Below are 19409 nucleotides of genomic sequence, written 5' to 3' on the forward strand. Positions count from 1 at the left end.
CCTAATACTTAGTCTTGTTATCCAGTAAGTCTTTAATTTCAAAAATCTTACTTTTGATTGTTTGCTTTTCAGTATGAGTATGCTTTTCAAAAGATATTTTCGAGTCTGAGGTGATAATATTTTCACTTAGATACTTCTTAGTTACAAGTTGCTGATCAGATTTTAATAAGCCTTCTTCTTTTAATAATTCATTTGCAATATCAGGATACAAACTAGTTTTAAGAAGATTCCTTAACTTTTTGTTTTCTTCTAATAATTCTTTATTTAACGCTGTCTGCTCTTTAATCTCAGTATTGTTTTCATTAAGCTGTGCTACCTCATTTTTTAACTCTGAAACTCTTGTTTTAAGCTTATTTGCTTCTTCCTTATATTCTATTGCTGCATCAACAACTCTTTTATAATAATTGTTAAGTTCCATCAATGCTGATTTGATTGCTTTAGGGGTTCTATTGGTCATTAAGAAACGTTCTACATCTAGAGTTTTATACGTTATAACTGTTTGATAGGTGTCGTCCTCAAATAGTTCCAATTTATCATTAAGGGCTTGTCTAAATTCTTTGTTTCTTCTAATCGTTGTGTCTGCAACTTGAGGAAATCCGTTGCTTCTGAGGTAATTTCCAAACTGTGGAATTTTGAATAGTCTAGGATTATTCGAACAATGTTCCAGTAAATAATGTTCAAATAACGATAGCAATTCTTGATTATCAATATACTTCTTTCTCGCCATTTGAGAACTCCTGCAAAGATAATTGTTTTTCAGTTAGATATTCTTGATAAGAATGACTAACGGTTTTAAGTTTTAATAACGCCTCACCAATATCTTCTATATTTCCCTTTCCTCGTCGAACTCTTTTTATAGCCTCATCTACAATTAAAGCCTCCTCATCAATTGATTTCTTAAAGGATTTATCCATAGAAAAATAATCTTTTCCAGCTTTTCTGTAAAATGGACAACTAGTGCAAGCACCAAGCTCTGCATGTGAGCTAATGACTTTAAGGCAGTCTGAATAATCACCTTCTGCAAATCGAGGTGAATAACATCTGCCCTTATTATCAAGAGAAACATAGTTTTTATTAACGGTGTATTTATGTTGAGTCTTACTTATAGCGTAAGACGTTTGAGAGTTTGTTAATTTACGATAAAGCTGATAGCTCCTACATTCAATAAACTGGCTCAGATTTGAAAAATAATGTGAGGATGTTGTGACACTATCATGTCCAGCTAAGAGCATTGCTGTTACAGGACTAGCCCCTTCTGCTATCAGATTGATCATTGCAATGTGTCTAGTATCTCCAATATGAATAAAATTAATCTCATGTTCATCCAATTTATTTGGGAAGTTGATATGATGGACAAAATATCCATACTGTTGAGATACGACCTCATTAAAGAAATATTTTAAAATGGTATTTAAGTTACTATAAGTCAAAAAGCGATTTTTAGTACCTGTAACACGTTTCCATTTACGATAATGTGAGTCTGTCACAAAAAGGGTATCTAACTGTGTAGATGATAAATCTTTGGTTAGTTCTAGATAATTTATAATCTCACTCGCAAGCTTAAATGGTACTTCGTAAGTCGTTAAATAATAATCCTCTGAAATTTTATGGGATACTCCCTTGTCTTTTCCTTTTAAGTTATTTCGTCTGAGAGTTAAGTAATACTTTCCGTCTTTTTCTGTAAGACAATTTCTTTGAGTAAGTAAAAATTCCCTTGGTCTAAGTGGTACTACTGCTGTTATTTGCCACCATAAGTAAAGAGGGTAGTAAAACAATCTTTCTTCATCTGATAATGGTTTAACCCAATAGTCGTTTAAAATATCATTAAATAGAAAATAGGATTGAAATTGAGCTAACTTTCGTTGTTTTTTAGTGTTCAGTTGATAACTAACAGTTAAAAGTTCATCTAGTTGTTCAATCAATTGGGTTAATTCATTATCCTCTAAACATGGTAGTGTAGAAAGAAAGTCTATACATATTGAGGGATTGTAAATCTTAATATGTTCCACATTGAAATCTATATCCCAGCTTGTTTCTTTGATCAAGCGCTTTATGTCTCTTAAAAATGTTTGAAGTGAAATCAAAACATGATGCTCCATAGATAGCACTAAAAAACTCTTTAAGTAGGTAAGAAAATCATCAAAAGATAATTGAAATACTTGTTCATAAAATCTTTTATATCGGAATTTATTCAAGTTAAAAACGAAGCTTACATTAGAATATTCATTAGTTGTAACCCATTTATTCTCTTCAAAATTGGTGGTTAATATAATCCCTTTTTCAACATAATCTTGAAAACATTCTTTTGCGCTTTCAATCATATTATCATCAAACAGGATAATTTCATTTACTTTACGAAATAATTTTGATTGATTATTCAACTGACTAACTCCTTAATAATATCCTCATAATCAGACAATACAGCTTCACCATATTGTTCTGATAAAGCTCCTAACATTTCTGTAAGGCATGGTTTAATCTGTTTTTCTAAAATTGCTCTAACTTTACCTCTCTCAAGGTCATTTGTTAGTTTAGAGTATTGCTTGTTAAGCCGATTAAACTCACCGATTAACAAAAGCAAAGTAGATTTTGTCTGCAATTCATACTGGCAACCTACACAATGTTGACGGTCATCATAGGGGCATAGTTTCCCTAACGCAGATAAGAGACACATACTTTCTCCCTGCTTAGAGAAAGCCTCTCCGTTGCCAATTCGATGACAGATTGTCAGTAATTGTTCAGGTTCAACGTTGTTTTCAACTAGAGTTTTTAAAGCTTGTTGAGAACGCAAATCAGCCCTAATGCTCAATTCTAACGTTTTCTCAATTTCTACTGGTGTTAGATCTAAACTTTTAATCATTTGAGTTTGTTGGCTTGGACTTAATTCTTTATACTTTCCTCTAGTTACAATGGTCAAGAGCATAGACGGAATCATGGATAATACGCCTCGCTCAAATAGTTCTTTTGCAACCATTTCAGGTTTTAGTTGTCCAAGTTGGGCATCTTTTAGATACGTTGTTGTAGTTTGCGCAAATTCATTAAAATTACCTTTATGGCTACGAGCTAATGCTGCTAAAAAATAACCTTTAATATTCAGTTCTGACTTTTCTTCAAGAACGTCATCTGCTAACATTGCGACAGATTGTAAGTAAGACTTGTTTGCAGAACGACTACTAAAGTTACGCTCTAAAAATAAATTTCCGATTTCCTCCCCCATATAACTAGTAATCTTTTCATAAGTTTTAATTCGTCTGATTAATGGGTTTTCTGCATTGTATGGTATTTGAAGTTGAAAATGTGCTTCACAGATAGCCAATAACGTTCCAATAAGAACCTGACAACTTTCTGGGACGTGAAACTTTAGCTGAGTAACGTTAGAAGCGTTTTTTGTTTTATTAGGTGTTAAGTTTAAATAAGTCAATCTTGTTGTAATACTTAGTAAAGTCCTTCTAGCTTCACTACTACTCCAAGTTCCATCTACTACTGCTTCTAAAACTTCTAATGGTTCTCTTGTTAATTTAGGATGTCCTAATCTTTCCAAGTCTGTTGATCTTAGTGCGCAAATAAAATGTAACCCTAGATACAACCATGTATCTGCATAGTTTTTTGAATTTGCTGCTTTACAAAACATATCATTTTTTATGATGTAGTCCTCGTTGAATAGGTAGTACATTAATTCAAGGTATTCATCTAATTCATACGCTCCATTTGCACTCTCAATCGTGTAACGCTTCGTCATTTCAAAACTCACTCGATAACGAGTAACACCTTTATTGAGTAGCCATTTAATAAATTGAATGAGATTATCACCTAGATATTTTGTGAGAACTTTTGTTGCTACTTCTACTAAGGTCTCCACTTCAGCATCACTATATAGAAACAAATCTTTTGTTAAGTAGTATGCTAAAAAATCAAGTAGATAGAAACGATTTGTTTCACTCAGTTTTTCTTCTTCAGCAAATTGAACGAATAATTCATTTGTAGAAGGGAATTTTTTTGAAAAGATTCCTTCCATACTCTTAATTCCAGGAGGTGTTGTTAGATAGTCTTTGATGTGATTTTTAAGAACTTCAGCATCTTTTTCCGTAATAGTATAATCATCAAGATTTATAGACACACCAAACCAATCATTGTCTAGTAAAAATCCACTGACTTTCTCACGGTGTTTTATTGTAGCATCACCTAACTCGACTAATATTCTTTCAAGATAACTTTTTAAATCTACTACCAACAGCTACTCCTTCTAGTGTTCACCAAATAATTTTTCTGCTTGCCAGTTCATATAATCAAAAACACCATTGTTCACCTGACCATACTGTTTTGCAATTTCTCCTTTATTTTGTAAATATACCCAAGCACTTTCTGGTGAATTGTCCCCTCTAGCGGACATCAGCTCACTAACTTCATTAACGCCTGACAACACTAATTGAGTGGTGTACCAGTGCCTAAAGATATGGGGTGAAATATTATTTTCTTGCAAGAGTTGACCAAAAAAGACAACCTCTGGGTCATCAGATTTAAGAAATATTGGGATCATTTCTTCGCGAATAATCTTACGAAATCGTTGATAGTACACATCGTATGATAATGCTTTACCCTGCTTGTTAAGGTTTAATGGACCAAAATCTTTCTCATACCTTTTACCCTCTAGATAACTCATATAGTCATTATAAGTGTCTAAAAAGACCTCCAAGAAGATATAAGGTACAGCTTGAAGTCTTTCCTTTTTAATTCGTCCAGTTGGCTTTAAATCACTTCTAAGGGGCATTTCTTTTCGCAGATCAATCTCAATCTTAAATACTTGATTATCACTTTGGTGAAATAAGATACCTGCTCCCAAAGGACTATCTTCACGTCTTACATTACATGCTTCTGATGGTCTCAAACCAACAAATGCTCCCAAAGCAACAACCATAAGTAAATCCTTGTGATATTGAGCAATGTGAGCAAAGAGCATTTCAAAGGCGCTGTTTGGCATATCTCTAAAAATTGACTTCTGTGCGTTGCTATCATCAACAAATATCTCAAAATTCAGTTCTTTCCGTTTAATGACTCTACCTCGTCTATTAGTGAATGTATTGATAGAATAAAGGTCTTCTGGCTTCAAATTAGCCTTTCCTTTTCGTTCATTCAAGTATAGAGTTAAAAAATCAAGAACTGCATTTACACATTTTTCGACTGTACTTTTCTTTCTATTTTTTCTATCTTCTGGAAGTTGTCCTAAACCATAAAGCATAAAAAACTCCTTGACCATTTCTAAAGTTAGTTGATCAAGATTGTTAACCCCAACTGTTCCGTAGATAAAATTCAAAAACTTAACAACGTATGAAAATCGTTTGTTTCCATCGTCTGAAATAGATTTAATCTTTGTGGCAGATTTTACATATCTATGAAAATCAGTGAATTGTAATGTACCATCATCATGTTTGAGTGCAATCAATTGCTTTGTAACGATATTATTATCACCTAGAATTAGCGAATGTTTATATACAACAAATCTCATGTTATCTCCTTGTTTATTATGACTGAAGGTTCTGACTGTGTTTTATGATGTCAATACACAAAAAAACGATCAAATCAGTACCATTTTCCTTTGTGCTCTAAACTGCATAAAGGGAATATCGATGAGTACTTTCATTGATCGTTATTATTATTTAAATTAATTCAATAATAAAAGTAACTTCATCTAAGTAATAAGAGCAATTTATTAGCTCAGCAACAACGATAACCACAGCAACTCCTTCTAAACGATGAAAGGAATATCCGCCGTGGCTATCTATTTACTTTTTTTCTTTTACTTCTGTAAGTTACTTTTGTTATTTTTACTTTTTCTGTATTATATCATATTTTGATTAAATTGTCATCTAAGAAAGTGATTTTAAAAAAACTGGAAATTTTTTCAATTGTATATTTTGACAATAAAAAACACTTTTATATCAATTTAATGATTTTAGAGCGTTTTATAAAATTATACTATAAAATGAAAGAGAATTACACACTCAACTCAAACAACTTATAAAACTCACCTCTCCTATCCATCAAATCACTGAAAGAACCATCTTCAACAATAACGCCATCTTTCATAAAGAGAATTCTATCGTATTTTTTCAAAATGTTCTCATTCAACTTGTGGGTTACTACAAGTGCAGTCAAATTTTTAATATCCAAGATTGAACTTTCAATTTCAGTAGTTACTTGATTATCCAAAGATGAAGTAGCCTCATCCAATAATAAGATTGGTGTTTTTCGAATCAAGGCGCGCGCAATACTAACTCTTTGTTTTTGTCCGCCAGATAAATTTGATCCATTCTCTCCACATAAAGCTTGTAGACCTAATTCATTTTCTAAAACATAACTTTCTAAACCTGACTGCTGTACAGCTTTCTTTATTTCCTCATCAGTGAAGGATTGATTAAGAGTAATATTTGCTCTTAAAGTATCATCAAAGATATAAATATCTTGCTGAACAATCGTCATCAAGTTATAAAGACTCTCTGCTGAAATAGCTTGTATATCTTGATTATCAATTGAAATATGTCCACTTGTTACATCATAAAAACGCAGCAATAGATTGAGCAAAGTTGATTTTCCACTCCCTGACATTCCTACAATTGCAATTTTTTCCCCTTTTTGAATCTTCAAAGATAAATGATTAAAAATTTTTTCTTCAGCATTAGGGTAAGAAAAGTCTATATTTGAAAAAGAAATGACATCATCGAAATATTCTTTCGTTTCACCAGTCTGAAGTCCAATTACATCTTTTACCTCAAATGCATTAAGTGTTGCTTGCCCTTCACGAAATTTACTCATTCCCATACCAATTTCATTTAGTGGCATTACTACAAAATTGACTAGTTGAACAATAGCTGTCACACTCCCAATTGTGGTAGAACCATTAAATACGAGGTACATCCCTCCACCAAAAGCTACCAAAAAAACAATCATCCCTGAAAGCTGTGAAATAACATTTGCTAAAACATCAAATTTTCCTTTTATAAAATATATCTCATCCAATTTTTCACTTTCATAACTATAATCCTCACAGATAGCATCTTTCACATTAAAACTTTTAATAACAAGAAATCCTGCTAAAATATCTTTAACCTTAGCTAAATACTTCTGATCTGCAATCATGGCACTCTTTTGAAGATAAGCTGATTTTTGTCCAATGAATCCAGAAATCATCATTGGAATAATGCTAGCAATGATAACCAATAAGGTCAAATACCAATTACCTATAAACATAGCTAGGAGCGAAAAAATCATTAAGGAAAGGTTTTTTGAAATATTAAAATACTGGTGTAGATAATCTTGCTCAATTTTCTTCATATTTTCGGTTAATACAGAAATAAATTTCCCTGATTTTTCTTTAGAAAAGTCTCTATAATCCCTATCTAAAATAGATTGGAACACCTTATTTTTGTATCTTGACATGATTTGCCTAACAAGTTTATTTTTCAATCGAAGAGATATAAAGTTGAGCCCTGCATATATGAGAATAACAATAGCTCCTACTAGTACCGCTTGAGTTAAGGCTTCTTTATTTTGAGACATGCCACTATCAATAATACCTTTAATAGAATAAGCAAAAGCAATATTAGTTAAAGGGACCAGTATATTAAATATCATGAAAGCATAAAAAGCCTTCTGATGGTTCTTTATCAATTGTTTCATCCTTAATCTACCTCATAATTCTTAATTTAATTTAGAAAATGTGACATAAAATATTCTTCTAAGTCAATATTCTCTCTCCTAATCTCTTTCATAGAGACCTGTTCTACAATTTTTCCATTTTTGATAAAACCAATTTTATCTGCTATCTGTGAAATTTCCGATAATATATGACTCGATATTAGTATTGTAATTCCATGCTCCTTAGAAAGCGACAACAAAAGATTTCGAATTTCTTGAATTCCTATTGGATCTAAACCATTGATTGGCTCATCTAAAATTAACAATTTAGGTTTTGTTAGAAAGGCACGAGCTAAACCAAGCCTTTGCCTCATTCCTAACGAAAAATCTTTTACTTTTTTAGTCGTATTTTTTAATCCGACCATTCTTAAGGCTCTTATTATATCTGATTCAGTAATAGTTTTCCCCATATACTGAGCGTGAATTTCCAAAATTTCTTTTGCAGTGCAGTTATCATAAAAAATTGGTGATTCAATAATACTTCCAATCTGACTTAGGATTTCTTCTCTGTGTTCTTGTAGATTTTTCCCAAAAATTTCAATACTACCTGATGTAATTGTTGATAAGGATAACATACATTTCATTAACGTTGTTTTTCCAGCACCATTCGGTCCTAGAAAACCATAGATTTCTCCTTCAGCAATTTGAAGGTTGATACCACTTAAAATTTCTTCTTTATCAATTGTTTTAAAAACTTCTTTTATTTCAACAATATTTCTCATTTCTATCTCTCTTTCTATATCCAGTTTTAAATGCAAGAATTTTTCTCCCAGAGCATAAATACTAATTTATACAGTCTCTTTTTTTATAGAAATCATTAAGGAATTATCACTTTCCTTCAATTAAACTTAGGTATGCTACTTGATACTAATATCTTGTCTTGAAATATTAAAAATTGAAAATGAAGTAATCATTAAACTTATGAAACTTGCAAATATCAAAAAGAATAAGTTATCAGCAATATTATTAGATAAACTTCCTGGACTTACATTTGAAAGTAATGCTGCTAAACCAAGTCCTGAAAGCATTGTTATAGCTGTTGAATGTTTAATCATACCTAAAACAAATGGTAGTAACCCTATTAGTACTGTTGCAAACGTTATTCCAGCCAAGTTAATTAATTGACTAGCTAGAGGGATATAACTAGATTCAGTTACAACAGCCATGAATCTAATGAATAATTGAGTCACTAAATGTGCAGAAAAATGGGCAATAAATGCTATTAGAATGACTGAAAGAATTTTTCCCCAAAGTAACTTTATTTTAGAAATAGGGTAAGAAAACAACTGAAAAATTGTTCTTCGTTTAAATTCATCAATAATAATCGTAGATAATAAATAAGATTCGAAAATCAAAAATGCTGCTTTTGTAAATAAAGATGAAAACAATGAAGCTACAATTGCCCAACCTTCCCATTTACCAGTAATTCTAATAACATTAGAATCCTGTCCAGTAAATTCTCCTAGTTTATTGTCAGTACCTAAACCCATAATAATGATTGCTGTAATACCTAACACTATAAATATAGTACACAACCAGGCTAAAAATAATTTAGATTTAGAAACTTTATTTAATTCAATTTTAATAAGCGACAACATAGATTATTTCCTCCAAAGCGTAAATAAAGAATAAACTATTCAGACTAATCTCGACAAATATTTAAAAATAAGCTTATTTTACAGACAATGGCACCATACATACTATCGGTATGTATATACTAAAAACAAACATACCCTCGGTATGTATAATAGATTTTTAATAACACACTTAAAGTATGTTATTTTTTAACTATAAATTATGTAAGATAATTTATTGAATTGATAACACATAAATAGAAATTAGTATTAACATGAATGTCATGCGACTACTTATTTACTATTTTTTTAAGCGATCAAATAAGTTGAAAATCACCTCCATCATTTCATCAGAAATTAACTGTACCCCTAGACCTTCAAAAGTAAGTTTAATGAAATTCATTTTACGCTTTAATTCTACTAATGAAAAAACGGAAATTTGAAAACCAATCCAAATATTTAGAGATAAAACAATTAAATCTGCTAGCTCTTCTGGATATTCTGTTTTAATAGACCCATCTTCAACTCCTTCGTAAACCTTTTCTCTAATTTCGGGTAAAAAATCAGAAAATAGACCTAGATACTGCTCTCCCAATAAGCGTGGACTTCTTAGCATGATTGAGGCAGAGTAAACGAGCCTTTGGTGTTCAAAATTAGAGAAAGAGTCCATCAAAGAATTTTGTATCTTTTCTAATCCAGTATTTCCTCTCCAATTATAATTTAAAATTTCTTGATTATTTTCGCTAATGATTGTTTGCAGTATATCATATTTAGACTCAAAATGATGATAGATAACACCTTTTGTTAATCCACCTAATCCATCTATGATATCTTGTATTGATGTATTATCAAATCCTTTTTCTAAAAATAGATTTTTAGAGACCTCTAGTATTTTTTTTCTAGTTTCATGTGAGTTTCTATTCCTTGCCATTTTTGTTCCTTTCTATCATACCGATGGTATGTAATTCTATTGTAGTGGAAGTAACTAATAATGTCAAGTTCTTTATTGGAAAATGCAAAAAAAGCCTTATAATCAAGGCTTTTATATACTTTCAAAAATAATCCTAATAAATTTCCATTCAACTTCATCTAAGCATCTTTTCAAAAAAATAAATTGACAATCTCATCTTCCGAAAATCCTAGCTCACCTAGATTTTCAAACAAAATTTTCACTAGCTTGTTCGATTCTTGATATCTTAACTCCTTTATTTCTTGCTCGCTTGCTATGACAAAATATCCTAATGTTCCACAGCTAATAACCAAATTCTGTTCTTCGAGAACTTTCATTGCTTTTTGGATTGTTGCTGGATTACACTTCTCATTTTCTGCTAAACTCCTTATCGAAGGAATTTTTTGTCCAAGCACATAATCACCTCTTAAAATAGTTGTTCTTAATTTTGATGCAATCTGTAAATATAGATGGGGTTTCATTTAATCTTTTTATTTTCCTTCCCCCTAACAATCTTCCAATATGCAGAGTATGGAATTACTGTAGCCAGTAGAAGATAATATTTATTTGCAAACATATCTGCAACACCTTTTGCATTGAAATGGATAGGAACTTCCTCTGGGAGAAAACTACAAATAACAACTATTATGACTGTCATCCCTAGCAACACCAAAATATCTTTTGTCAGTCTGTTTTTCATCTTATTTTCCTCCTTTAACTAGATAAAATTCGACTTGCTCATTGTTATATAAACACCCATTGTAATAACCAATAAAACTACTGATACTACCTGCAAAACAAATGTAATCGGAATATTTAACACCCAATTAAGAAAAATAGGCGTAATAAGTACAATCATACCAATAATTCCAGTCACAATAACAGGTAGACTTTGTTTGACGACTATCATCTCACTGTCCCAATCATAGTTAGGATATTTTTTATTTAATGAAATTCCGATTACCGTTATAAAAAGGGAGTAACATATAGGAACAATAACTAGATTCATAACTTGAATAGGATTCATATCAAGTTTCAGCATAAATACTGATACAGAAATCATATATCCAATCAAATGAAGTGTAAGGTTGACAGCTATCTTAGCATTTAAAATCATTTTTATCTCAACCGGAGAACTTTTCAAAATCCAAATATTTTTACCTTCTAAAGATATAGATGAAGCTGCTGGACAACTGAGTGAAAGCATAGATGCAATAAAGACGGGAGCTAAGTTTGAAAGATACTCATTTATATTTTCAATTCCTGCAGAATTTCCTATTTGACCTACAGAATTAAACAGGAAACATATACTAAAGACACATAAAAGAATCACTCCAAGCCCAGCATTCAAGACTGCCATATAAGAACTTAAAAATCGTCCAAGCTCTTTTTGATACAAGGCAAAAAATACCGATTTTCTTTCATAAGATACTTTGTCATTAGCATAACTTGATTTTGTATTGGCAAGTGTATTAAGTAGTCCATACTTCAACGAAGCAATTTTGACAAATAGATAAAAGACGACTATTGAAAGAACTATATAAAATCCCATCCCATAGTACATTGGAAAATTGTAGTATGACATAAATAGTCTAGAAATTGGATACAGTCCAGTAATTTGCTTAGCCAGAGTAACCCCAATACTACTTTCATCACCTGATTGCAAAGCTGATAATGCAAAATATCCAATTATACCTAGCATCGCAAATGAAAAAATAAGAGAGATAACATTTTTTCTTTTAAAAAAAGATGAAGCGACAACAATAACGAGTCCCATGCATGCCGCTATACACATGGGGATCAAAGGGGCAAAAAATATAGAAGTAAAATACAATATAATCTGTAGGAGGTTTAAACTTCCGTTCAAGCCCCATACAATTCCACCCGGAAGCATAAACATCAAGCCTATTAAAAAATTCAATAAGTACATAAACATGAACTTGCTGGTGATAATATACGAACTTTTAACAGGTAAGGATTGGAGAATTTCCATATCTCGACTGCCAAATAAAATGCCATTCGAATAAAAAACTGTCAAAAATAATATCGAAAAACTTGAGACAGAGACCATATATGCCGGAATCAAGTTTTGTTGTCCAACTTGTACCAATGTTTTAGCTGTTAGGATATTATAAAAAAAGCAAAATAAGGCAAGAGTTACTATGCCAAAACTCGCAATAGCCATTGAACTTTGTTTTTTATTTCCCGTCTCTCTAATCTGGTTAATGGGAAAAAAATTTATCAATTGTGCTCTAATTAGTATCCAAATGTTACTCATTGCCCTGCACCTCCATGAAAAATGCTTCCAATGATTCATTACCTTTGATATCTCCTGTATTACCACTTGCAACTAACTTTCCATTTTTGATAATGGCAATCTTATTACATAATTTTTCCGCAACATCCAATACATGGGTTGAAAAGAAAATAGCACCTCCATCTGAAACACACTCATGCATAATTTTCTTTAGTAGGAAAGTTGCTTTGGGATCTAGCCCAACAAAAGGTTCATCTAAAATCAATAGTTTGGGAGAATGTACAAGTGCAGAAATAATGGCTGTTCGTTGCTTCATACCATGTGAATATGAAGAAATTATCCCCGAAAGATGCTCAGTCATATCAAATAAATCACCGTAATTTTGGATTCTCTCCCTGCGTATTTTTGTAGGAATTTCAAACAGGTCAGCAATGAAATTAATATATTGAAGTCCTGTCATATGTTCATACAAATCTGGATTATCTGGGATATACGCCATCATTTTTTTACAAATAACAGGTTCTTCTTTAATAGAATGACCGTTGATAATTATACTTCCGTCTTCAAAATCATGGATACCGACAACTGCCTTTATCGTTGTCGTTTTTCCCGCACCATTTGCTCCAATAAAACCATAAATATCTCCAGGCTGTACTGAAATAGATAGGTTATCCACAACCTTCTTATCCCCATAACTTTTACTAAAATTCTTTATCTCTAACATATTTTCACCTCTATTGACAATTTGTCAGTCATATTTTGAAATAATACCGATAGCTTGTTTTGATTCAGCTATCGGTACATAGTTCTCTTTACAAACATTCTATCTTTTTTTAATTGCTAAAGAGTCCTTTTGTATTTAGGTTTTGTTCCAGCATTATCTTAAATGCATTCAAGTAATCTTTGACAGGTTCTTTCTTTGATGTTTTTATACCTATGTTATTTGAAACAAAAACATAGGCTGTCATAAGAAATTCTGCTGTTTCAGATGGATATTTTACAGAAAATACTTTTTCTGAGATGCCTTGATTTATTATCCTCTCAAAATATATAGTCAGTTTTTCAATGAGCTTATGGGATAACTTATCTAACATATAACGATTTTCTTTAAGATCAACCGTCTTTTGTAACTCAGTTCCCTCCGCTGAAACGTTATCTGTAGAGATTATTGTGGCATCTATAAAGGCTCTTATTTTTTCAATAGCAGTTTTGTCGTCATCATTGACAATCACATGAATATCTCTCAATAATTTCTCTGAATATCGTTCCACAAGACAATATAGAATATCTTCTTTGTTCTTAAAGTGATAGTATAACAAACCTCGTGATATATTTACCTTATCGACTATATCCTGAGTTGTTGTGTTCGCATATCCTTTCTCCATAAAGAGGAGCATAGAAGCATCCATAATCTCAGCCCGTCGAATTTCCGGATCTTTTACATCTCGCATTTTATTCCTCCTGATTATAAATTATACTGCTCTACTGACAAATTGTCAATTATAAAATTATCTTTTTGAGGATAGCAAAAAATCCTTGACACCAAGGCTTTTTCGTCAACATTTTTTTCTAAGCTCGTACAAGCAGTGATACTGCCTCAACGTGTGCTGAGAGCTTTCTTCTATACTAATAGACGAAAGGGTGTGAAAATGATTTTTAAATGATACTGTGGAACGGAACAGTAGCCCTAGTATTGACTACTGTCGTTTCTATTCATATTGGCTATTCTAGGACTGAGATGAAAAAATCTATAAATGCTCAGAATAAAATTGAACCCGCAAATCTCCCCAAAACAATGGTGAGTCATGTACTTGTATTATTCCGAAAAAATACACCTCTGGTGCAGTGAGACAAATTGGTGTATCTTATAGTGGCTTCGTAGATGAAAGCTATACTCTACTATCACTCTTTGATGATGTAGAACAAATTGAAAAAGATAATAGACTTCAGACAGCTATTGATGTTGTCAGAGAACAGTTTGGTTTTTTAGCCATACAAAAAGGAACCGTCCTAACTGAAGGTTCCAGAAATATTGAACGCAGTAAACTTATCGGTGGTCATTCCGCGGGTGGATTGGAGGGATTAAAATGAAACAAGAAAAAAATACAGTACAATTTTCAGAAATCCGTAGCAAAGGATGTAATGATATTGAAATGCTTGAAAGATTTTTACATGGAATCGTTGAAACAGCAACTTCAAAACTTCGTCAGAGAAAACTCAAAACAACTGAAATATCGATACGACTAGTACATGCTAAATCTGAAAACCGATTACCATTGGAATTTACATTTAGCATTAAGCCAACAAGCTCATCTGTGATAATCTATACTGAGGTAATCAATCGCTTTAAAGAATGTTACACAGGTGGGGGAATTCAAGGTTTTACGATTCAATTTGATAAAAATACCCTTGCCTCTGCATAGAAAGGATTTGATATGATTGACCGTTCATATTTACCATTTCAATCAGCAAGAGAGTACCAGGATACAAAGATGCAAAAATGGATGGGCTTTTTCCTATCTGAACATGCATCAGCACTCTCTGATGATACAAACAAAGTAACGTACATGTCTGACTTATCACTAGAGAAGAAATTATTACTCCTCAGTCAAGTATACGCCGGGCAGCTACGCACACGCATTCAAGTGATTGAAAAAAACAAGCGTGTTTCCTACACTGGAACAATACCAAGTCTGACCAAAGATTTCATTTTGATAAAAACTACAACAGGTCACATCAATTTGAAATTAAAAGACATTATTAGTATTGAACTTGTCGAGGAGGTGCTCTATGAATCAGCTTGAGTTTCAGCGTAATCACCTACAAATGGACTATTATAGCGAGAGCTACCAAGATTTTGAACGTGACTTCTACCGCTACTCTAACATGAATATTCCATTGACCTTCCTAACTGATGATATCCTAAAAACAATGGCGACTTCACGTAAGAATTACTTTGTCCTCAATAAGGAAAAGTCCAGAGATAACCGCGATCACTTCTTCATATTTGAAGTAAGTACCGTAGATGAGAATCCGCTAATCTATCATTATACATATAAGAAAACTACAATATATTTAGCAGAAAAATAGGAGCAGTTCAATTGACTGTTCCTATTTTTAATATTCATAAAATCTAAAGTCTTTATACTCTTTAACAATGGAGTCGCCAACCAGAACAGACTATACTGACCAGCGACTACCTTAAATTTAATGTTTCAGATTTATTTTCTTATCTCTAATTTCATAAACTACATCTGCTACATTTTCGAGTAATCGTTTATCGTGGGTGATAAACACGATAGTTCCGGTGTACTCCTTCATTAGTATTTCCAAAGCCTCTAAACTTGGTATGTCAAGGAAGTTACTGGGTTCATCCATTATTAGGATGTTATATCTACCCATGAGCATTTTAGCAAGCAACAATTTTATAATTTCTCCACCGCTTAAAACAGATAAACTTTTTCCAATATCGTTCTGTTTGAACCCCATAGATGCTAGCACTGAACGAATTTCTGATATATTGTAGTCACAATCCTTCTGCATAAACTCCATAACATTCTGATTACTGTTGTACTTGTAACCATTCTGTGCAAAGTAACCTATTTTTGCCTTAGGCGAAATAGAAATTCCTTCTTCATGGTTTAAGATCATTTGGATTAAAGTTGTTTTTCCGATTCCATTACCACCAGTTAACGCCACTTTTGCTCCTAACGGAATTTGAAAAGATGCATTTTCAAACAGAGCCTTATCCCCAAATACTTTATTAATTTCTGCACCGACTATAGGGTATGGATTATGGAGCTCCAATGCTTTACTTTGCCTGAAACGAATTCTGCGAATGCCTTCCGGAGCTTCTACTTTTCCTAAGGCCGCAATCCTGTGCTCTAGGGTTTTAGCAGCATTATACATCTTTTTTTCCTTACTTCCTATTGATTTTTGATGAGCTAAACGCCCTCCGTCTTCAGTACTTTTTTTCTTTGAAGAACCTTTTGCCTTCTGTTCTATTTTACGAGCCTGTTTTCGCTTTTCCTCCGCAGCCCTTTCCAATCGGGCACGTTCCGCAATAAATTGTTCGTATTCTGCAGCTTGGCTCTTACGTTCTTCCTCTTTCTGACGAAGATAATCAGAATAGTTTCCCCAATACTCAGTGATTTTGCCATCTTTCAGTTCCCATATTTTATCTACTATTTCATCAAGAAAATAGCGGTCATGGCTAATAACTAACAGTGCACCTGTAAAATATTTTAGCTGTCCTATTAGAAAATCAATTCCTTCACGGTCTAAATGGCTCGTAGGTTCATCCGCTAAAATACCATGAACCTGTGCCGATAAGGCCTGTGCTATTTTAAGCCTTGTTTCTTCACCACCGCTCATAGTCTGTATATTTAATTGCTCAACACCTAGCTTGCCTACAAGTGCAAAATCTTTTTCCTCCTGCAGAGTTACTTCGTCCAACTGGGGAATATAGGCAAGTTCACCCAGACGATTCATTTTACATCCTGGGGGAGTTAATTCTCCTAAAAGTACCCTGAGTAAAGTGCTTTTTCCAGCACCATTTGCTCCTACTAAACCAATACGGTCATAATCATATACTTCTAATTCATTTATATCTAAAACATCGCGTCCTTTGAATTCCACACGAATGTCTTTTGCTTTTAATATTAATTCCATAACATTTCCTCCTGTCTATAATCGCATGCTTTCATTTGCTTGTATGCAGGGAAAACCCTGCGATTTTAGCAGGAAGAGTTACATGAAAATAAGATACATAAATATTCCTCCAATATTGTTTATTTTAAATCTAATTTTCTAACCTCAGTTATCATTTGGCAAACTATAGCAATGCCAATAATTAAAATACCTGATAGTAAAAACCAATGATTTACACCGATTTTATCAGCAAAGAATCCAGAAAGAATTAACCCAATTGGCATAGCAAGTGACATGATACTTCCGATCAAAGAAAATACACGTCCTAAATATTCAGGCTTAATTTTCTCCTGAAAAAGAGCTGTTTGCACACCGCTATAAAATGGCACCGAAAGCCCCATTATTGCACAGCAAACTACGAATATTACAAATCCATTTGGAGGAAGTATTCCCGAAACGGCTAAACTGGTCCCCATTATAAAAAATGAACTTGTTATTAGTAATACATGCTTTTCGAAGCCCCCTAATCTTCCTAATAATAAGCCTCCTGCTAGCATCCCAAATGCAAAGGAAATTTCCGTAATAGAAATATGCACAGGCGTTCCATTAAAGTGTTCCATGCTTATTAAAGGAAATAGTGCATTGATTGGCATATAAACAAAAGTATATAGTGTTCCTAAGAGTAATAAGGCAAACAATCCTTTGTTTTGTCTCAGAACCACAACTCCTTCTTTCATCTCCCTTATGAAATTTGGTTCTAAACTTTGCACTTGATTACCCAGCTTAGGTATACGTACAATTGCTACCGTAATAGATGCAATCACAGCACCCAATACGTCGATGGCAATAATAGCATTTAAATCCCAAACGGAGTATAAGAGTGCTGCAACTGCCGGACTAACAATATAGCTTATAGACTGCAAAGACTGACTATAGCCTGCGCATTTCGTTAGCTGTTCTTCTGGTACTAAAAGTGGTGTAACCGCATTGAGTGCTGGGGTATGAAAAGCTGTTCCAATGCTACGGATAAACAATACTATCATAATCATCCAGACAGGTAGCTCCATACAGAATGCAACAATAGCAAGCACTGCACCAGCTGCTGCGATAATTAAATCGGCACCAATCATTATCTTCTTCCTATCATGACGATCCACTAGCACACCAATGGCAGGTCCCAAAATCGCATAGGGTAAAAAACCTACTAATGAAGCCATAGACAAGACCATCGCAGATCCTGTTTTTTCTGTAAGGTAAAAAATAATCGCCATTTGCAGGATGGCACTAGTGATTAATGATACTGCTTGCCCTGCCCATATTGCATAAAATTTTCGTTTCCAATTGTTGTATTTTTCCATTTATATTATCTCCTGCATATTATTTTGCTTGAATTTCTATTTTGAATAGCATTCTAGGCAATAAAAAATGCAGGCCAAACCCCACAATGTGGCTTTTGGTCTGCATACATACAATTTGGAAACATTCATATTAAAGACATAGTTAAATAAAGGTATAGTTAAATAACCAATATCCTCACCGTAACTAATGAATGCTCAATATCGTATAAATAAGCACAACAAAAAAGCCTATCATCGGGTATAGATTCTGCTTTTTTTATTGCCAGCTTATCTTAAACGCATTGAGGCTGTCATAGTTTCGGTTCCTCCTACATCTTTGTTTATATCAATTTATAGTATAACACAACAAGATGATATGTTCAATATAAAAGTTATGGAATGAGACTCATACTTCCAATTCGATGCCAGATTTAAAGGATATGACGAAGTTTTCTTCATAGACTGTAACGCTCTGGATTATCTTCCTTAGTAGCAAGCGATTAGCTTTCACAAAATCTTCTGTTTGTAGTTTTAAAAATTCATCAGGATTTTCTAACTCAACCTCAAAATATTTCATTTTACATTCCCTCATTTCATTTATTGATAAATTGAGTTTGCAAAAAAGAGTGGACAATTTTTGTCTACTCTTAACCTTTAAAATAGTTTTTTTTAATCGATTTGAAGTTGCCTAAATTATTACTTATTCGGTAAAATGAAGTATTGCTTTCAACAGATTTCCTTCAACTACACTTCACTTGATTCAAACAAGGTGGGTACATTTCTATTCCCACAAACTCCTTGTCAATGGAAACAAACACGTACCCACAGGGTAAATGGAAATAGAAACTGATAATTTCTAGCTATCACTTCTACTCATTCCAAAAATTTTCTCACTCTGATACTTACCCACCATAAAGCAAAAAGCCTTGCAATCAAGGCTTTCATTATCC

General features: G+C 32.8%; 20 protein-coding genes. 4 read left to right on the forward strand and 16 right to left on the reverse strand.

Annotated features, from left to right (window positions below):
- Window position 1 precedes the first annotated feature (1 nt).
- From I2F76_RS07860 to I2F76_RS07920, 13 genes are all read right to left on the reverse strand, one after another.
- On the reverse strand, window positions 2-727 hold the full coding sequence (locus tag I2F76_RS07860; RefSeq protein ID WP_037603289.1) for a hypothetical protein: 726 nt from the start codon (window positions 725-727) through the stop codon (window positions 2-4).
- Window positions 705-2381 carry a hypothetical protein gene (locus tag I2F76_RS07865; protein ID WP_046165600.1) on the reverse strand — a complete coding sequence of 559 codons (1677 nt, stop codon included), beginning with the start codon at window positions 2379-2381 and terminating at the stop codon, window positions 705-707. The genes I2F76_RS07860 and I2F76_RS07865 overlap by 23 nt, the downstream gene beginning before the upstream one ends.
- Window positions 2378-4231 carry a hypothetical protein gene (locus tag I2F76_RS07870; protein WP_037600649.1) on the reverse strand — a complete coding sequence of 618 codons (1854 nt, stop codon included), beginning with the start codon at window positions 4229-4231 and terminating at the stop codon, window positions 2378-2380. Before I2F76_RS07870 ends, I2F76_RS07865 begins: the two co-directional genes overlap by 4 nt.
- A 12-nt stretch (window positions 4232-4243) precedes the next feature.
- Window positions 4244-5503, reverse strand: coding sequence for a site-specific integrase (locus tag I2F76_RS07875; RefSeq protein ID WP_037600646.1), 1260 nt, complete (start codon window positions 5501-5503; stop codon window positions 4244-4246).
- Window positions 5504-5991: 488 nt separating this feature from the next.
- Entirely contained in the window at window positions 5992-7674 is a 1683-nt protein-coding gene (locus I2F76_RS07880; protein ID WP_046165602.1) for an ABC transporter ATP-binding protein, read from the reverse strand.
- A gap of 26 nt (window positions 7675-7700) precedes the next feature.
- Window positions 7701-8414: an ABC transporter ATP-binding protein gene (locus I2F76_RS07885; RefSeq protein ID WP_009664206.1), complete on the reverse strand. Its 714-nt coding sequence runs from the start codon at window positions 8412-8414 to the stop codon at window positions 7701-7703.
- 135 nt (window positions 8415-8549) lie between these two features.
- Window positions 8550-9290 carry an ABC transporter permease gene (locus I2F76_RS07890; RefSeq protein ID WP_009664163.1) on the reverse strand — a complete coding sequence of 247 codons (741 nt, stop codon included), beginning with the start codon at window positions 9288-9290 and terminating at the stop codon, window positions 8550-8552.
- A gap of 277 nt (window positions 9291-9567) precedes the next feature.
- On the reverse strand, window positions 9568-10197 hold the full coding sequence (locus I2F76_RS07895; protein ID WP_009664054.1) for a TetR/AcrR family transcriptional regulator: 630 nt from the start codon (window positions 10195-10197) through the stop codon (window positions 9568-9570).
- Between the two features lie 170 nt (window positions 10198-10367).
- Window positions 10368-10697: a GntR family transcriptional regulator gene (locus I2F76_RS07900; protein WP_035620602.1), complete on the reverse strand. Its 330-nt coding sequence runs from the start codon at window positions 10695-10697 to the stop codon at window positions 10368-10370.
- Window positions 10694-10915 (reverse strand): DUF1648 domain-containing protein, encoded by a 222-nt coding sequence (locus I2F76_RS07905; protein WP_009664127.1) that lies wholly within the window; start codon window positions 10913-10915, stop codon window positions 10694-10696. Before I2F76_RS07905 ends, I2F76_RS07900 begins: the two co-directional genes overlap by 4 nt.
- An 18-nt stretch (window positions 10916-10933) precedes the next feature.
- Window positions 10934-12493 carry a hypothetical protein gene (locus tag I2F76_RS07910; protein WP_009664211.1) on the reverse strand — a complete coding sequence of 520 codons (1560 nt, stop codon included), beginning with the start codon at window positions 12491-12493 and terminating at the stop codon, window positions 10934-10936.
- The gene (locus I2F76_RS07915; protein WP_009664098.1) at window positions 12486-13196 is read right to left on the reverse strand and encodes an ABC transporter ATP-binding protein; all 711 of its coding nucleotides are present in this window, start codon (window positions 13194-13196) and stop codon (window positions 12486-12488) included. The genes I2F76_RS07910 and I2F76_RS07915 overlap by 8 nt, the downstream gene beginning before the upstream one ends.
- Window positions 13197-13305: 109 nt before the next feature.
- Window positions 13306-13923 carry a TetR/AcrR family transcriptional regulator gene (locus tag I2F76_RS07920; RefSeq protein ID WP_009664199.1) on the reverse strand — a complete coding sequence of 206 codons (618 nt, stop codon included), beginning with the start codon at window positions 13921-13923 and terminating at the stop codon, window positions 13306-13308.
- A gap of 394 nt (window positions 13924-14317) precedes the next feature.
- On the opposite strand from I2F76_RS07920, the gene I2F76_RS07925 reads away from it, so the two are divergent.
- Genes I2F76_RS07925 through I2F76_RS07940 form a run of 4 tightly spaced genes read left to right on the forward strand, consistent with a single transcriptional unit; the run spans window position 14318 to window position 15562 of the window.
- Window positions 14318-14563: a hypothetical protein gene (locus I2F76_RS07925; protein WP_001813542.1), complete on the forward strand. Its 246-nt coding sequence runs from the start codon at window positions 14318-14320 to the stop codon at window positions 14561-14563.
- Complete coding sequence (locus tag I2F76_RS07930; protein WP_000806926.1) at window positions 14560-14895, forward strand: hypothetical protein; 336 nt, start codon at window positions 14560-14562, stop codon at window positions 14893-14895. The genes I2F76_RS07925 and I2F76_RS07930 overlap by 4 nt, the downstream gene beginning before the upstream one ends.
- Before the next feature lie 12 nt (window positions 14896-14907).
- On the forward strand, window positions 14908-15276 hold the full coding sequence (locus I2F76_RS07935; protein ID WP_000567222.1) for a hypothetical protein: 369 nt from the start codon (window positions 14908-14910) through the stop codon (window positions 15274-15276).
- A complete protein-coding gene (locus tag I2F76_RS07940) occupies window positions 15263-15562 on the forward strand; it encodes a DUF5960 family protein (protein ID WP_001072467.1) in 300 nt (99 codons plus the stop codon). The genes I2F76_RS07935 and I2F76_RS07940 overlap by 14 nt, the downstream gene beginning before the upstream one ends.
- 117 nt (window positions 15563-15679) lie before the next feature.
- Here I2F76_RS07940 and msr(D) read toward each other — a convergent pair whose 3' ends face one another.
- The 3 genes from msr(D) to I2F76_RS07955 form a co-directional block, all read right to left on the reverse strand.
- Window positions 15680-17143, reverse strand: a complete 1464-nt coding sequence (gene msr(D) / locus I2F76_RS07945) for an ABC-F type ribosomal protection protein Msr(D) (protein WP_000420313.1) — start codon at window positions 17141-17143, stop codon at window positions 15680-15682.
- A 119-nt stretch (window positions 17144-17262) separates the two neighbouring features.
- On the reverse strand, window positions 17263-18480 hold the full coding sequence (gene mef(A) / locus I2F76_RS07950; protein ID WP_000417519.1) for a macrolide efflux MFS transporter Mef(A): 1218 nt from the start codon (window positions 18478-18480) through the stop codon (window positions 17263-17265).
- A 385-nt stretch (window positions 18481-18865) separates the two neighbouring features.
- Window positions 18866-19036, reverse strand: a complete 171-nt coding sequence (locus tag I2F76_RS07955) for a hypothetical protein (protein ID WP_000873143.1) — start codon at window positions 19034-19036, stop codon at window positions 18866-18868.
- Window positions 19037-19409: the final 373 nt, after the last annotated feature.

The sequence above is a fragment of the Streptococcus parasanguinis genome (assembly GCF_015557775.1).
In the GTDB taxonomy this organism is placed as follows: Bacteria; Bacillota; Bacilli; order Lactobacillales; family Streptococcaceae; genus Streptococcus; species Streptococcus parasanguinis_AA.

What these genes read in the sequence shown, in the direction of transcription:
- I2F76_RS07860 (WP_037603289.1), bottom strand. Translation starts at nt 727, where the DNA reads ATGGCGAGAAAGAAGTATATTGATAATCAAGAATTGCTATCGTTATTT.
- I2F76_RS07875 (WP_037600646.1), bottom strand. Translation starts at nt 5,503, where the DNA reads ATGAGATTTGTTGTATATAAACATTCGCTAATTCTAGGTGATAATAAT.
- I2F76_RS07880 (WP_046165602.1), bottom strand. Translation starts at nt 7,674, where the DNA reads ATGAAACAATTGATAAAGAACCATCAGAAGGCTTTTTATGCTTTCATG.
- I2F76_RS07885 (WP_009664206.1), bottom strand. Translation starts at nt 8,414, where the DNA reads ATGAGAAATATTGTTGAAATAAAAGAAGTTTTTAAAACAATTGATAAA.
- I2F76_RS07890 (WP_009664163.1), bottom strand. Translation starts at nt 9,290, where the DNA reads ATGTTGTCGCTTATTAAAATTGAATTAAATAAAGTTTCTAAATCTAAA.
- I2F76_RS07895 (WP_009664054.1), bottom strand. Translation starts at nt 10,197, where the DNA reads ATGGCAAGGAATAGAAACTCACATGAAACTAGAAAAAAAATACTAGAG.
- I2F76_RS07900 (WP_035620602.1), bottom strand. Translation starts at nt 10,697, where the DNA reads ATGAAACCCCATCTATATTTACAGATTGCATCAAAATTAAGAACAACT.
- I2F76_RS07905 (WP_009664127.1), bottom strand. Translation starts at nt 10,915, where the DNA reads ATGAAAAACAGACTGACAAAAGATATTTTGGTGTTGCTAGGGATGACA.
- I2F76_RS07910 (WP_009664211.1), bottom strand. Translation starts at nt 12,493, where the DNA reads ATGAGTAACATTTGGATACTAATTAGAGCACAATTGATAAATTTTTTT.
- I2F76_RS07915 (WP_009664098.1), bottom strand. Translation starts at nt 13,196, where the DNA reads ATGTTAGAGATAAAGAATTTTAGTAAAAGTTATGGGGATAAGAAGGTT.
- I2F76_RS07920 (WP_009664199.1), bottom strand. Translation starts at nt 13,923, where the DNA reads ATGCGAGATGTAAAAGATCCGGAAATTCGACGGGCTGAGATTATGGAT.
- I2F76_RS07930 (WP_000806926.1), top strand. Translation starts at nt 14,560, where the DNA reads ATGAAACAAGAAAAAAATACAGTACAATTTTCAGAAATCCGTAGCAAA.
- I2F76_RS07935 (WP_000567222.1), top strand. Translation starts at nt 14,908, where the DNA reads ATGATTGACCGTTCATATTTACCATTTCAATCAGCAAGAGAGTACCAG.
- I2F76_RS07940 (WP_001072467.1), top strand. Translation starts at nt 15,263, where the DNA reads ATGAATCAGCTTGAGTTTCAGCGTAATCACCTACAAATGGACTATTAT.
- I2F76_RS07955 (WP_000873143.1), bottom strand. Translation starts at nt 19,036, where the DNA reads ATGAAATATTTTGAGGTTGAGTTAGAAAATCCTGATGAATTTTTAAAA.